Annotated in this window: 8 protein-coding genes; 1 reads left to right on the top strand and 7 read right to left on the bottom strand. The window is 72.0% G+C overall.

Annotated features, from left to right (window positions below; genetic code table 11):
- Both SMA5143A_RS22565 and SMA5143A_RS44585 read right to left on the bottom strand, forming a co-directional pair.
- On the bottom strand, positions 1 to 613 hold a 613-nt coding region (locus SMA5143A_RS22565; RefSeq protein WP_146193928.1), incomplete at its 3' end, for a maltotransferase domain-containing protein.
- 229 nt (positions 614 to 842) lie between these two features.
- Positions 843 to 2054, bottom strand: coding sequence for a S8 family peptidase (locus SMA5143A_RS44585; RefSeq protein WP_107464691.1), 1212 nt, complete (start codon positions 2052 to 2054; stop codon positions 843 to 845).
- 329 nt (positions 2055 to 2383) lie between these two features.
- On the opposite strand from SMA5143A_RS44585, the gene SMA5143A_RS22555 reads away from it, so the two are divergent.
- Positions 2384 to 5005 carry a glycosyltransferase family 1 protein gene (locus tag SMA5143A_RS22555; protein WP_107464681.1) on the top strand — a complete coding sequence of 874 codons (2622 nt, stop codon included), beginning with the start codon at positions 2384 to 2386 and terminating at the stop codon, positions 5003 to 5005.
- Positions 5006 to 5308: 303 nt separating this feature from the next.
- Here the strand turns inward: SMA5143A_RS22555 and SMA5143A_RS22550 are convergent, their stop codons facing one another.
- From SMA5143A_RS22550 to SMA5143A_RS22530, 5 genes are all read right to left on the bottom strand, one after another.
- On the bottom strand, positions 5309 to 5845 hold the full coding sequence (locus tag SMA5143A_RS22550) for a DUF1990 family protein (RefSeq protein ID WP_107464680.1): 537 nt from the start codon (positions 5843 to 5845) through the stop codon (positions 5309 to 5311).
- A gap of 72 nt (positions 5846 to 5917) precedes the next feature.
- Positions 5918 to 7579, bottom strand: coding sequence for a M4 family metallopeptidase (locus tag SMA5143A_RS22545; RefSeq protein ID WP_107464679.1), 1662 nt, complete (start codon positions 7577 to 7579; stop codon positions 5918 to 5920).
- 305 nt (positions 7580 to 7884) lie between these two features.
- Positions 7885 to 9960: a M4 family metallopeptidase gene (locus SMA5143A_RS22540; RefSeq protein ID WP_107464678.1), complete on the bottom strand. Its 2076-nt coding sequence runs from the start codon at positions 9958 to 9960 to the stop codon at positions 7885 to 7887.
- A 294-nt stretch (positions 9961 to 10254) separates the two neighbouring features.
- Complete coding sequence (locus SMA5143A_RS22535; protein ID WP_107464690.1) at positions 10255 to 12126, bottom strand: ABC transporter ATP-binding protein; 1872 nt, start codon at positions 12124 to 12126, stop codon at positions 10255 to 10257.
- A gap of 191 nt (positions 12127 to 12317) precedes the next feature.
- Positions 12318 to 14075 carry an ABC transporter ATP-binding protein gene (locus tag SMA5143A_RS22530; RefSeq protein ID WP_107464677.1) on the bottom strand — a complete coding sequence of 586 codons (1758 nt, stop codon included), beginning with the start codon at positions 14073 to 14075 and terminating at the stop codon, positions 12318 to 12320.
- Positions 14076 to 14250: the final 175 nt, after the last annotated feature.

Genomic DNA, 14250 nt, shown 5'->3' with positions numbered 1-14250 from the left:
GGTCGGTGTCACGCAGCGCGTCCACGGCGGCGAGGACGGCACCACGGGCGCGCCCGCCCTCCGGGACCCCGGCGGCGGCACGCTCGTACAACCGCGCGCCCTCCTCCAGGACCAGCTCCGTGTCGATGCCGGCCGGGACCTTGATCCGGGCGTGGTGGCGCCAGGTGGCGACCGGGTCGCCCCACGCCTCCACCGCGTACGTCCACCGGCCTTCGCTCGGCGCGGAGACGGTGGCGCCCCAGCGGTCCGTGCCCGGGGCGAGCTCCCGCATCGGCGTCCACGGGCCCGGACGGCCCTCCGGGTCCATCAGGACCACATTGGCGGCGACCGCGTCATGGCCCTCGCGGAAGACGATCGCCGAGATCTCGAACTCCTCGCCCACCACGGCCTTCGCGGGCCGGTGGCCGTGATGGACGGTGGGCCGTACGTCCAGAACCGGTATCCGGCCGACGGTCGCCGTGTCCGGGGGTGAGGCCGACGGCGCGGGCGGGCCGGTGTGCGCCCGGCGTGCGGGGCGCGCGGCGGCGCTCGGGGTGGCCGCGGCGGGGGTGCTGGTGTGCGCTGTGGTGGTACTGGTCGTCGGGGGTGCTGACGAGTGGTGCGTGGCGGGCATGACCGCTCCTGTCCGCGTCAACGTGGGTGGGCGGATGAGGGTGTGGGGAGGTGGGGCCAGCGGGATGTACCGGTGGAGCCTTCCCACACAGTGCGGGTGAGCATTCCGGCACTTTGTTAACTACTCACGCGTATGTCTACACACAAGACCGGCCTCGTCCGAGGGGGTCGAGGCCGGTCACTCTAGTCGCTTTGGGTAAAGGGACGTTCACCTGTGGTGTTACCGGGCCCTACGGGGCGTCGACGTGGAGAATCCGGTCCGGAGAGCCCGGAAATCTGTCCTTGACCTTGCCCGAAACCGCACCCTCCACCAGCTTTTCGGCCACCTGCGCCGGTGTCGCGGCGGGGTGGTCGGCCAGATACAGGGCGGCCGCGCCCGCGGCGTGCGGCGCCGCCATCGACGTACCCGAATAGGTGGCGGACCCGGTGTCGCTGCGGTGCGACGTGGAGGTGATGGACACGCCGGGCGCGAACAGGTCCAGGCTCGTGCCCCAGTTGGAGAAGGCGGCGCGGGTGTCCTTCTTTCCGGTGGCGCCGACCGTGATCGCCTGCTTCACCCGGGCGGGTGAGGAGAAGGAGGCGGCGACGGCGTCGTTGCCCGCGGCGACCGTATACGTCACCCCGGACGCTATGGAGGTGCGTACGGCGGCGTCGAGCTGGGCGTTGGCCGGGCCGCCCAGGCTCAGGTTGGCCACCGCGGGTTTCCTCGCGTGCCGGGTGACCCAGTCGATGCCCGCGATGACCCGGGCCGTCGTCCCCGCCCCCGCGTCGTCGAGGACGCGCACCGCGACCACCTTCGCCTTCTTGGCCACCCCGTATCGGGCGCCGGCGACCGTGCCCGCGACATGGGTGCCGTGGCCGTTGCCGTCCTGGGCCGTCCTGTCGTTCTGGACGAAGTCCCAGCCGTGGACGGCCCGGCCACCGAAGTCCTGGTGGGTGACGCGTACACCGGTGTCGATCACATACACGGTGGTGCCCCGGCCCGCCGACTCCGGCCAGGTGTAGCTCCTGTCGAGCGGAAGTCCCGCCTGGTCCAGGCGGTCCAGGCCCCAGGACGGCGGGTTCCGCCGGCTGCCGTCGTACCTGACCGCCGTGTCCTGCACGACGGACGCCACCCGTGGGTCCGCCGCGAGCCGCTTGGCCTGTTTCTCACCGGCGCTCACGGCATAGCCGTTGAGCACCGAGCTGTACATGTGGCGTATTTTCGCCCCGTACTTCCGGGCGATGCCCTTCCCCTCCTTCGACGGGGCCGCCGTCCCCGCCTTGAGGGTCACGATGTAACTGCCGCCGACGGAACCGGCGCCCCCGGCTCCGAGAACGCGTCCCTCCGGAGCGGCGTGCGCCGGTGCGGGGGCGACCGAGAGCACCGCGGCCGTGATGACCGCCGTGAGGCCTCCCGCCCAGCGCAGACGCCTGTTTCTCGCCTCTGCCCGGTCGTGCATGGATGCGACCCCCTCCTCGGTCGGCCGGTGCGCCACTCGGCAGCCTCTCGTGCGGGGTGAAGCCCCACAAGGTCGCCCAGAGGGGCGGAATCGGCCATACCGCCCGTGGCGGGACAGGGGCGGGCCGCGACGAATTCCGGACTGAACGCGGGGGAGCGGACTGCGCGGCCGGGGGGCCGGGGTACGGATGCGCCGTAATTGCATACCGAGGGACGCGCCGTGCTTGCGGACCCGCCCGCCCGCGCCGCTACCGTCGTGGTGACGAACGGTCGCACGCAACAGGTGCGTCCCCTTGGCCCGTACGTCCTGGCGTGAAGGTGGAATCCTCTGTGAAGGCCATCCGCAGATTCACCGTCCGACCCGTCCTGCCCGAAGCCCTTCAGCCGCTCAGCGAGCTGGCGCGCAATCTGCGCTGGTCCTGGCACGCGGAGACCCGTGACCTCTTCCAGTCGGTCGACCCCGAGTGCTGGGCCGCCTCCGGCGGCGACCCCGTACGCCTTCTCGGCTCCGTCTCCGCCCGGCGCCTCGCCGAACTCGCCGAGGACCGGCGCTTCCTGCGCCGGCTCACCGTGGTCGCCGACGAACTGCGCGACTACGTCACCGGCGACCGCTGGTACCAGACCCAGACCACGGAACCACCGGCCGCCGTGGCCTACTTCTCGCCCGAGTTCGGCATCACCGCCGCGCTGCCCCAGTACTCCGGCGGCCTCGGCATCCTCGCCGGCGACCATCTCAAGGCCGCCAGCGACCTGGGCGTGCCCCTGATCGGCGTCGGTCTGCTCTACCGGCACGGCTACTTCCGGCAGTCGCTGTCCCGGGACGGCTGGCAGCAGGAGCACTACCCCGTGCTCGACCCGAACGAGCTGCCCCTGGTGCCGTTGCAGGAGACCGACGGCTCCCAGGCCCGTGTCGACCTGGCGCTCCCCGGCGGCCGCCGGCTGCACGCCCGCGTCTGGCAGGCCCAGGTGGGTCGCGTGCCCCTGCTCCTGCTGGACTCCGACGTCGAGGAGAACGACCTCGGCGAACGGGGCGTCACCGACCGGCTCTACGGCGGCGGCAGCGAACACCGGCTGTTGCAGGAGATGCTGCTCGGTATAGGAGGTGTCCGGGCGGTCCGCACGTACTGCCGCCTGACCGGTCACGCCGAACCCGAGGTCTTCCACACCAACGAGGGCCACGCCGGCTTCCTGGGCCTCGAACGCATCGCCGAGCTCTGCGACGAGGGGCTCGACTTCGACGCCGGTCTGGAGGCGGTCCGGGCCGGCACCGTCTTCACCACCCACACCCCGGTCCCGGCCGGCATCGACCGCTTCGACCGGGAACTCGTGGCCCAGCACTTCGGCCCCGACGCCGAACTGCCCCGTATCGACGTCGAACGCGTTCTCGGCCTCGGGATGGAGACGTACTCGGGCGGCGACCCGAACGTCTTCAACATGGCGGTGATGGGCCTGCGGCTCGCCCAGCGCGCCAACGGGGTGTCCCTGCTGCACGGCCAGGTCAGCCGCGAGATGTTCTCCGGCCTGTGGCCGGGCTTCGACGCGGACGAGGTCCCCATCACCTCCGTCACCAACGGCGTGCACGCCCCGACGTGGGTGGCGCCCGAGGTGTTCCGGCTCGGCTCACGGCAGGTCGGCGCCGAACGCACCGAGGACGCCATGACGGTCGGCGGCTCGGACCGCTGGGACGCCGTGGCCGAGATCCCCGACGGCGACATCTGGGAACTGCGCCGCAACCTGCGCGAGCAACTGGTGCTGGAGGTACGGGAGCGCCTCGCCGCCTCCTGGCGCCAGCGCGGCGCGGGCACCGCCGAACTCGGCTGGATCGACGGGGTGCTCGACCCGGACGTCCTGACCATCGGTTTCGCCCGCCGCGTCCCCTCGTACAAGCGGCTGACGTTGATGCTGCGCGACCAGGACCGGTTGATGGAGCTGTTGCTGCACCCCGAGCGGCCGATCCAGATCGTCGTCGCCGGCAAGGCCCACCCGGCGGACGACGGCGGCAAGCGCCTCATCCAGGAGCTGGTCAGGTTCGCCGACGACCCGAGGGTGCGCCACCGGATCGTGTTCCTGCCGGACTACGGCATGGCGATGGCGCAGAAGCTGTACCCGGGCTGCGACGTGTGGCTCAACAACCCGCTGCGGCCGCTGGAGGCGTGCGGCACCAGCGGGATGAAGGCCGCGCTGAACGGGTGCCTCAATCTGTCGGTGCTGGACGGCTGGTGGGACGAATGGTTCCGGCCGGACTTCGGCTGGGCGATCCCCACCGCCGACGGCACGGCGACGGACGACGACCGCCGGGACGACCTGGAGGCCGCCGCCCTGTACGACCTGCTCGAACAGCGGGTGGCGCCCCGCTTCTACGAGCGCGGCCAGGGCGGACTGCCCGACCGCTGGATCGAGATGGTCCGCCAGACCCTCACCCACCTCGGCCCGAAGGTGCTGGCCGGCCGGATGGTCCGCGAGTACGTGGACCGTCTGTACGCGCCCGCGGCGCGCGCCCACCGCGCGCTGAACCCGGACACGGCACGGGAGTCGGCGCGCTGGAAGGCACGCGTCCGGGGCGCCTGGCACCGCGTGAAGGTCGACCATGTGGAGGCGTCCGCGGTGCCGACGAGCACCGCCGAACTGGGCGCCACGCTGATGCTGCGCGTCCGCGTGGACCTCGGGGAACTCGCCCCCGACGACGTCGAGGTGCAGGCGGTGTCGGGCCGCGTCGACTCCGAGGACCGGATCACGGACGCGGCGGGCGTCCCGCTGAAGCCGACCAGCGGGCCCGACGAGGAGGGCCGCTGGATCTACGAGGGCCCCCTGGCCCTGGACCGCACGGGCCCCTTCGGCTACACGGTCCGCATCCTCCCGTCCCACCGCCTGCTCGCCTCCCCGGCCGAACTGGGCCTGCTGGCGGTGCCGTCGGAGGAGACGGGGGAGGGGGCGGGGGTGCTGATGCGGTAGCCGGCCGGGCGGGTCCCGGCCGGTGTTCCCTTCTGTCGACGCGGTCGAGGGAGTCCGGGACCCGTGGTGGCGGAAAGGGCGGGACCGGCAGGACCGCAAGCACCAACAGCCGTGAGAACACGGGAAGGCCGGTCGTCCAGAACGTCCCCATACCGACCGGCCTCGGTGAACGTTGTGGAGCAGCTTCGTGAATCCGGGCGTACAAGACGCATCGGGCACCGCTCGGCGGAGCGGCTGCGTGCGCTGCGGTGGGCGCCGACATGAGCGGCAGCAGGACTTGGCTCGGCGTTCGCAGAGGAGTGGTTACTCCTTCGGGTCGCCCGCCAGCCTTCGGAGCACCAGCCCGCATCGGCGGGCGTACGCGTGTTGCAGGCCCCTCGTCGCCGCGCCGCCCGCTCGCGCGTACCACTTCGCCGGGCGGCTGTACGCCGTCACCGTCAGCCAGACCGTGCCGTCGCCCGTGCGGGCGACCACGAAGGACTCCTCGCCGGATTCGGGGTGGCCGGGGAGGGTGCCGTAGGCCCAGCCCTTGCGGCGGGGCTCGTCCACGGTCCAGACGACGCGGCAGGGGGCCTTGATGACGCCGCCCAGGGTGACGGTGACGTCGACGCCCGGCGCGGCCTCGGGCGCGTCCGTGTGGAGGCCCACGCCCAGCGCGCGGTGCATCTCCCAGGTGTGGACCGCGTGCGCCGCCCGTTCGAACAGGTCCGTGCCCTCGCCGAGGCGGGTGCGGACCTGCATCTCGTTGAAGCCGGGCGGGCAGCGGCCCTCGCGGGTCGCGCCGACGGCCTCGTAGGTGAAGCCGTCCGGGAGAGGGTGTGAGCCGTCGGTGTGGGACATGGGGCCAAAGCCTAGGGCGGTACCCGGAGTCGCCTTCTCTCCGGGTACCGCCCTCACACAGGCCGCGATGTGCTACGCGGTCACGTTGACCGCCGCCCACGTGGCGTTCACCGCGTTGTACTCCGCGCTGCCGGCGCCGTACAGGTCACGCGCCGCGTTCAGGGTCGCCGTGCGCGCGCCCTTGTAGTTGGTCGTCGAGGTCATGTACGTGGTCAGCGCCTTGTACCAGATCTGGACGGCCTTGGCGCGGCCGATGCCGGTGATCGTGGCGCCGTTGGAGGTGGGGGAGTTGTAGCTGACGCCGTTGATGGTCCTGGCGCCGCTGCCCTCCGACAGCAGGAAGAAGAAGTGGTTCGCCGGGCCCGACGAGTAGTGCACGTCGAGGCCGCCGAGGGACGACGACCAGTAGTTGGCCGACGAGCCGTCCTTGCTGGGCTGGTCCATGTACCGCAGCGGGGTGCCGTTGCCGCGGATGTCGACCTTCTCGCCGATGAGGTAGTCGCCCGGGTCCTTGGCGTTGGCCGCGTAGAACTCGACCGCCGTGCCGAAGATGTCGGAGGTGGCCTCGTTCAGACCGCCCGACTCGCCGGAGTAGTTCAGGCCCGCGGTGTTGGAGGTCAGACCGTGGGACATCTCGTGGCCCGCGACGTCCAGCGAGGTCAGCGGCTTGACGTTGCCGTCGCCGTCGCCGTACGTCATGCAGAAGCAGCTGTCGGACCAGAAGGCGTTGACGTACGCGTTGCCGTAGTGGACGCGGGAGTACGCGGCCACGCCGTTGTTCTTGATGCCGTTGCGGCCGAGGACGTTCTTGTAGAAGTCCCAGGTGACCTGCGCGCCGTAGTGGGCGTCCACCGCGGCGTTCTGGTCGGTGGAGGAGCTGGAGGCGCTGCCGGTACCCCAGATGTCGTCCGCGTCGGTGAAGAGCGTGCCGGTGGAGGACGACGTGGCGCGGGCCTTGTTGTAGGTCTTGTGGTTGCCGCGCCCGGCGTCGGTCAGGTTGTACGTCGAGCCCGACTTGGTGGTGCCGAGGGTGACCTGGCCGTTGTACTGGCTGTTGCCGGTACCGGTCTGGACGGCCTCCCACTCGTACAGCTTCTTGCCGGTCTCCGCGTCGGTGACGACGTGGAGTTCCTGCGGGGTGCCGTCGTGCTGGAAGCCGCCGACGACCGTCTCGTAGGCGAGGGCGGGCTTGCCGCTCGCGGCCCAGACGACCTTGCGCGGGGCCTTGTCGGCCGCGGTCTTGCTGGAGCCCTCGGCCTTGGCGGCCTTCAGCGCCTGCTTCTCGGCGGCGGCCTTCGTCACGTCCGCGGTGAGGTCCGCGACCTTCACGGTGGCCTTCGTCGCTCTGGTGACGCTCTTGACGGCGCCGGCCTTGCTCTCGTGGACGACGAGGTCGCCGCCGAGGACCGGGAGACCGCCGTAGGTGCGCTCGTAGCGGGTGTGGACCGTGCCGTCCGCGTCCTTGAGGACGTCACGGACGACCAGCTCCTCCTTGGCGCCGAGGCCTATCTCGTCGGCGGTCTCGGCGGTGGCCGCGTCCGCCTTCTTGATGAGGGCCGTGCGCGCGGCCGGCGTCAGCGCGACCGGGGCACCGGCGGACCGGGCCTTGTCGGCGGCCGGCGCGGGCTGGGCGGTGGCGCCGGTGGTCAGACCGGTGGTCAGCAGGGCACCGGCGGCGACGGCGGTCGCGATGGCCAGCGTGGTCCGCTTATGACGCGCGTAGAACGGAGTCACTCATGCTCCTTGGTGGGGGAGACCGGACCGGCGTGGGGTCGCCGTCCGGTGAACTGAAGTTACGAGTGCGGCGGTTGAGTGAAGAGTGACACCCGGACGCGTACATGTCAGGAGGTTCAAGTGATGTTGGCCGAAAGTCGACTGTCTAGAAATGTTGCCGCTGTGTAAATCGGCTTCGAACACGGCAAAGGGCCGATCAAGCGGATCCCGGAGAACGGCAAAGCGGGCGCCGCCCCGGGGGGTTGGATCCCCCGGGGCGGCGCCCTGTCGGTTCACGCCCTGTATACGAAGGGCCGCCCGGTTCCCTACGGGAACGTCAGCTTCCAGCTGTTGATGTAGCCGGTGTCCCGGGCCGCGTTGTCCTGGACCCTCAACTGCCACACACCGTTCGCGACTTCGGACGACGCGTTCACCGTGTAGGTGGTGTTGATGTTGTCCGAGCTGCCGCCGGTGCCGTACGCCTTCAGCGTGTACGCGGTGCCGTCGGGGGCGACGAGCTGCACCTGGAGGTCACCGATGTAGGTGTGGACGATGTCGACCGCCACCGCGAGGTTCGACGGCGCGTTGCCCGTCCGGCCGGAGACGGTGATCGGCGAGGTGACCGCCGCGCCGTTGTCCGGAATCGATACGTCGGCCGTGTTCTCGAACGACGTACCACCGCCCCCGCCGCCACCGGGCCGCGAGCCCACGTTGATGGCCGCCCACGCGTTCTGCACCGCCGTGTACTCGGCGGACGTGGTGCCGTACAGCTCACCGGTCGCCGCGAGGGTGCCGGTGCGGGCCGACGCGTAGTTGGTGGTGGAGGTGAACTTCGTGGTCAGCGCGCGGAACCAGATCTTCTCCGCCTTGTCCCGGCCGATGCCGGTGACCGGCAGGTTGTCCGAGGTGGGCGAGTTGTAGCTGACGCCGTTGATGGTCTTGGCGCCGCTGCCCTCCGACAGGAGGTAGAAGAAGTGGTTCGCCGGGCCCGACGAGTAGTGCACGTCGATCGAGCCGATGCCCGAGTACCACGCGTCCTTGGACGAGCCGTCCTTGCTCGGCTTGTCCATGTAGCGCAGCGGCGTGCCGTTGCCGTTGATGTTGATCTCCTCGCCGATGAGGTAGTCACCGACGTCGGAGCTGTTGTTGGCGTAGAACTCGACCGTCGAGCCGAAGATGTCCGAGGTGGCCTCGTTCAGACCGCCGGACTCGCCCGAGTAGTTGAGGCCGGCCGTGTTCGACGTGAGGCCGTGGGACATCTCGTGCGCGGCCACGTCGATCGACGTCAGCGGGTTGGCGTTGCCCGAGCCGTCGCCGTACGTCATGCAGAAGCAGGCGTCCTGCCAGAACGCGTTGACGTAGTTGTTGCCGTAGTGCACGCGGGAGTAGGCGCCGACGCCGTCACCGCGGATGCCGCTGCGGCCGTGCACGTTCTTGTAGTAGTCCCAGGTCAGCGCCGCGCCGTAGTGGGCGTCGGCGCCGGCCGACTCCAGGTTCGACGGGGTGCCGTTGCCCCACACGTCGTCCGGGCCGGAGAACAGGGTGCCGGTGCCGGACGTACCGCGGTTCAGGTTGTACGTCTTGTGGCCGCCGCGCGCGCCGTCGGTGAGGTTGTACGTCGACCCCGACTGCGTGGTGGTGAGGTCGACCGTGCCGGAGTACACCGTGTTGCCGGTGCCGGTCTCGACCGCCTCCCACTCGAACAGCTTCTCGCCGGTCCGGGCGTCCGTGACGACGTGCAGCTCCTGCGGGGTGCCGTCGTGCTGGAAGCCGCCGACGACCGTCTCGTACGCCAGGGTGGGCTTGCCGTTCGCGGCCCAGATCACCTTGCGCGGGGCGCGGTTGATCTCGGCGTCCTTGGCGTGCTCGGCCTTCGCCGCGCCGAGCGCCTGCTTCTCGGCCTTCGCGGCGGCGAGGGTCGGCTTGACCGAGGCGACCTTGATCGTGGCCTTGGTGGCCTTGACGACGCCCTCGGTGCTGCCCGCCTTCGAGGTCTTGACGACGAGGTCGCCGCCGAGGACCGGGAGGCCGTCGTAGGTCCGCTCGTACCGGGTGTGCACGGTGCCGTCGCGGTCCTTGACCACGTCACGGACGACGAGCTTCTCCTTGGCGCCGAGGTTCAGCTCCTTCGCCGTCTCCGCCTTGCCGGCGTTGGCCTCGCGTATCAGCTCGGCCCGCTGGGAGGGGCTGAGCTTCATGGAGACCGTGCCCTTGCCCGCGGCCGACGGTGCCTTCTCCGGGGCGGCGGTGGCGGCGCCCGACTGGACGGCGGCGGCCAGCAGGGCGGTGACGGCGACGAGCGCGCCGGTGGCGACGCGTCGCTGCGTGGAACGGGAACGGACGTCGCTCGTGTGGGAGGTGCGTCTGTGGGACTGGCGTCTCAACACTGACTCCTTCTGCATGGCCGCGGTTCGCGCGGCCAGGGGAGACCGGGCGGTTGGTGGCCGCCCGGGCAGAACAAGGGGTGGAACGCGAACACCACATGCGTGGGAGGTGCTCCGCGGCACGGCGGGGGGAGCTTGTGAGGTTGCTGTGACGCGGATGTGGGCAGCGTGGCAGGAGATCGCGCCATCTGTCAGGAGCGCGTCAACAAGTTGGCCGGAAATCGTTCGTTGACCGGAGGGTCATGTTCGATATACGGGTTGTTGGCTGGACCGTCGACCAAGGGGGCGTCGGCCCGGGGCGGCAGGGCCTCGTCAGGCGGGGCGCTCGCCGTGCCACCTCTCCCACAGCGCCGCGTACGCTCCACCCGCGCCCACCAGCTCGTCGTGGGTGCCCAGTTCGGTGAGCCGCCCGTCCTCCATGACGGCGACCCGGTCCGCGTCGTGGGCGGTGTGCAGACGGTGGGCGATCGCGATGACCGTCCGGCCCTCCAGGACCGCGGCGAGGGCGCGTTCGGTGTGGCGGGCGGTGGCGGGGTCGAGCAGGGCCGTCGCCTCGTCGAGGATGAGCGTGTGCGGGTCCGCGAGGACCACCCGGGCGAGGGCCAGCTGCTGGGCCTGGGACCCGTCCGTACGGCGACCGCCCTCGCCGAGGCGGGTGCCGAGCCCGTCGGGCAGGTCGTGGACCCAGCCGTCGGCGCCCACGGCCGTCAGCGCGGCCCACAACTCCTCCTCCGTGGCGGAGGGTTCGGCGATGAGGAGGTTGTCGCGGACCGTCCCGAGGAACACATGGTGCTCCTGGGTGACCAGGACGACCTGACGGCGCAGCCGCTCCGGGCCGAGGCCGACGACGGGGACCCCGCCGACCGTCACCGAGCCCTCCGTGGGCGCGTCGATTCCCGCCAGCAGCCTGCTCAGGGTGGTCTTCCCGGCGCCGGACGGGCCGACCACGGCCAACCGTTCACCCGGCCTTACGGTCAGGTCGACACCGCGCAGCACCTCGCCGCCCCGCTCGTACGCGTACCGCACGCCGGTCACGTCGATCCGGTCGTCCGCCGGCTCCGGCGACCGCACCGGGACCGTCCGCGGCGCGCGGGCCAGGCCCTCGACCCGGGCGAACGAAGCGCCGCTGGACTGCAACTGCTCGATCCGCATCAGGATCTCGTCCAGCGGTCCGCTCAACTGCTGCAGATACAGGGCCGCCGCGACCACCGCGCCCAGGCTCATCGAGCCCCGCTCGTGCAGCACCCCGCCGACCAGCAGGACGGTCACCACCGGTACGAGGTAGGAGACCTCGACGCCCGGGAAGAACACCGTCCGCAGGGACAGGGTGTGGAACCGCCGGCGCCGGGAGACCTCCAGCGCGTCCCGGCTCGCGGCGATCCGCCGCCGCTCCAGCCGCAGCGCCTCCACCGTCCGCGCGCCGGACGCGGTGGCCGCGACGATCTCCGCGACCTCGGAACCGGCCGCGCCCTCCGCCAGATACCCGGCGCGCGCCCGGCGCAGATACCAGCGCAGCACGAACCAGATGCCGGTGAGGCCGCACAGTCCGCACACCCCGAGCAGCGGGTCCAGGGCGAAGACCGCGCCGATCAGGAACAGCGCCTGCACGGTGTTGATGAGCAGCTCGGGGCCCGAGTCGCGCAGGGTCTTGCCGACGGTGTCCACGTCGGCGGTGCCGCGCGCCGTGAGGTCACCGGTGCCGGCCCGCTCCACGACCGACGCGGGCAGGGCGAGGGCGCGATCCACGAACTCCTCGCGGACCCGTGCGAGGACGCGTTCGCCGAACCGGTGCCCCACGTAGCGGGCCCAGCGGGCCAGCAGCAGCTGCGCCACCGCGCACAGCAGGATGGCCAGGGCCAGCCGGTCCACCGCGCCGACCCCCGCCCCGCCGCGCACCTCGTCGATGATCCGCCCCAACAACCAGGGCCCGGCGAGCCCCGTCCCGGCCGCGGCCCCGTTCAACGCCAGCACGGCGAGAAACGCCCGCCCGTCCCCCCGCACCAGCCGCACGGCGGCCCGCCGCACATCGGCGGGCCGGGCGATGGGGAGGCGGGAGGAGGACGGGCCGTCGGTAGGGGAGCCGGGGTCGGAGTCAGAGGTACGGGAGGCGCCGGCGGGGCCCGCGGCGGAGGGGCGGTAAGCGGCGCGTCCGGTGCCGGTGGTGCCGGTGGTGCCGGTGGGCATGGTGCCTGCGCCGGCGGAGCCGGTCGTGGGGTGTCCGGTGTCGGTGGAGCGTTTGGTGGCGGAGCCCGCCGTGGGGAGTCCGGCGTCCGCGGCGCCCTCGGCGGTGGAGCCCTCGCTGGACGCCGGGTATGGGGAGGAGCCGTCGGAAGCCGCGGACGTGGGGTCCGTCGGGCCCTCGGGGGAGCGTGTCGTCACCGTACGGCCTCCTCTGCGGCCGCCTCGTGCGTGCCCGCCCTCGTCCCCTCGTCCTCGTCCTCACCGGCGTCCCGGGCCACCAATGCCCGGTAGCCCGGCTCTGTCGCCAGGAGTTCGCGGTGGGTGCCGGTGGCCGTCGTCTTGCCCTCGGCCAGGTAGACGACCGTGTCCGCGTGGTCCAGGACGAGAGGGGACGTCGTGGTGACCACGGTCGTGCGGCCCTCGCGGGCCGTCCGCAGGCGTTGGGCCACGCGGGCCTCCGTGTGCGCGTCGAGCGCCGACGTCGGCTCGACCGCCAGCAGGATCTCGGCGTCGGCCAGCAGCGCCCGCGCCAGCCGTACCCGCTGCCGTTGGCCCCCGGACAGGTTGCGCCCCTGGGCGTCGATCGCCGAGTCGAGCCCGTCCGGCAGGCCCTGCACGATGTCGTCGGCGACGGCCGCGCGCACCGCCTCCGCGATCTCCGCGTCGGACGGCTCCGTACGGCCGCCCAGCAGCTCCCGCAGCCGCCCCGCGAACAGGTCCGCCTCGTGGTCGGCGATCAGGATCCGCTCCCGGACCCGCGCCAGCGGGATCTCGTCGAGGGGGACGCCGCCCCAGGTCACGGCCGTCGGCATGTACCGTCCGAGCCGGTCCACGATCAGTGCCGCGTCGGCGGGCCGGTCGCCGGCCAGCGCGGTCAGCCGGCCCGGCAGCACCCTTACGCCCGACTCGGGGTCGTGCAGCGCCGACGGCTCCGCGGGAGCGTCCCGCGTGCCGTGGTCCGGCAGCGGCTCCAGGTCCAGGAACCGGATGACGCGCCGCGCCGCCACCACCCCGCGGCTCACCTCGTACCCCCAGTCGACGAAGTACGACACCGGCCGCACCAGCACCGTCACGTATCCGTACACCGACACCAACTCGCCCACGGTGATGGCGCCCTGGGCGGCCAGCCGCGCCGCCAGCCAGGTCACCACCGCGAGGAACAGCGTGGGCAGCCCCACCCCCAGCGCCTGGAGCCAGCTGGTCACCGAGCCGACCCGGTAGCCCTGGGCCCGCAGCCGCTGCGAGTCGCGGTGGAACGCGTCGGCGACGAGGCCCTTGCCGCCGAGGCCGTTGAGGACGCGCAGCCCGCTCGCGAGGTCCGCGATCCGCGCGGTCAGCACCCCCTGCCGTTCCCGGTACTCCGCCTCGGTGCCCTGGAGCCGCCGCAGCAACGGCCCCACCAGGACGGCCATCAGCGGCATCCCGAGCAGCACGACCGTCGCGATCGGGACGGACACGGAGAACAGCAGCCCCGCGACCACCAGATACGCGGCCAGCGCGCCCGCGCCCGGCCCGATGACCGTCAGCGAGGACGAGATCGTGTTGACGTCGCCCACCCCGATCGTGACGACCTCACCGGCACCGACCCGCCGCGGCAGCGCGGCGCCCAGCCGGACCGCGTGGTCCATCACCACCTTCACGGTGCGGAAGTTGGCGTCCATCCGCACCCGGGTCATGGTGCGGTGCCGCATGATGCTCAGCCAGGCGTTGAACGCACCCACCCCGAACAGGGCCGTCGACCAGCCGACCAGCGCCCGGTGGTCGCCGGGCAGGAGACCCTCGTCGATGGCCCGCGACAGCATGTACGGCGTCGCCGCGAGCAGCACCATCCACACGCAGGAGATCAGCGAGCCGAGTGCGGAGCGGCCAGCCTGCCTCCTCACCAGCCACCAGAGGTAGCGGGCCCCGCCCCGGCGGTCGGGGACGCCCGGGTCCTCGTACGCGTCGATCATCGGGCCCCCGGTTCCTCCCGCCGGACGGACGTGTCGCACGCCGGGTCGCATGGCGTGCGTGCCGTACGCCGGACTGGTCGTCGTGATACGGACGTGCTGTGGTCCGAACTGATCGTATTCCGGACGTTTTCCGGTCCGGACGCGGCGTGTCCACGGACCTGTCGTTCGTAGTGGG

The sequence above is a fragment of the Streptomyces sp. MA5143a genome (assembly GCF_900290235.1).
Lineage (GTDB): Bacteria > Actinomycetota > Actinomycetes > Streptomycetales > Streptomycetaceae > Streptomyces.
This window is presented reverse-complemented; position numbering and strand designations above follow the sequence as displayed.

Bases quoted from the DNA above. Each gene is read 5' to 3' on its own strand.
- SMA5143A_RS44585 (WP_107464691.1), bottom strand. From the start codon at position 2,054: ATGCACGACCGGGCAGAGGCGAGAAACAGGCGTCTGCGCTGGGCGGGA.
- SMA5143A_RS22550 (WP_107464680.1), bottom strand. From the start codon at position 5,845: ATGTCCCACACCGACGGCTCACACCCTCTCCCGGACGGCTTCACCTAC.
- SMA5143A_RS22540 (WP_107464678.1), bottom strand. From the start codon at position 9,960: ATGCAGAAGGAGTCAGTGTTGAGACGCCAGTCCCACAGACGCACCTCC.
- SMA5143A_RS22535 (WP_107464690.1), bottom strand. From the start codon at position 12,126: ATGCCCACCGGCACCACCGGCACCACCGGCACCGGACGCGCCGCTTAC.
- SMA5143A_RS22530 (WP_107464677.1), bottom strand. From the start codon at position 14,075: ATGATCGACGCGTACGAGGACCCGGGCGTCCCCGACCGCCGGGGCGGG.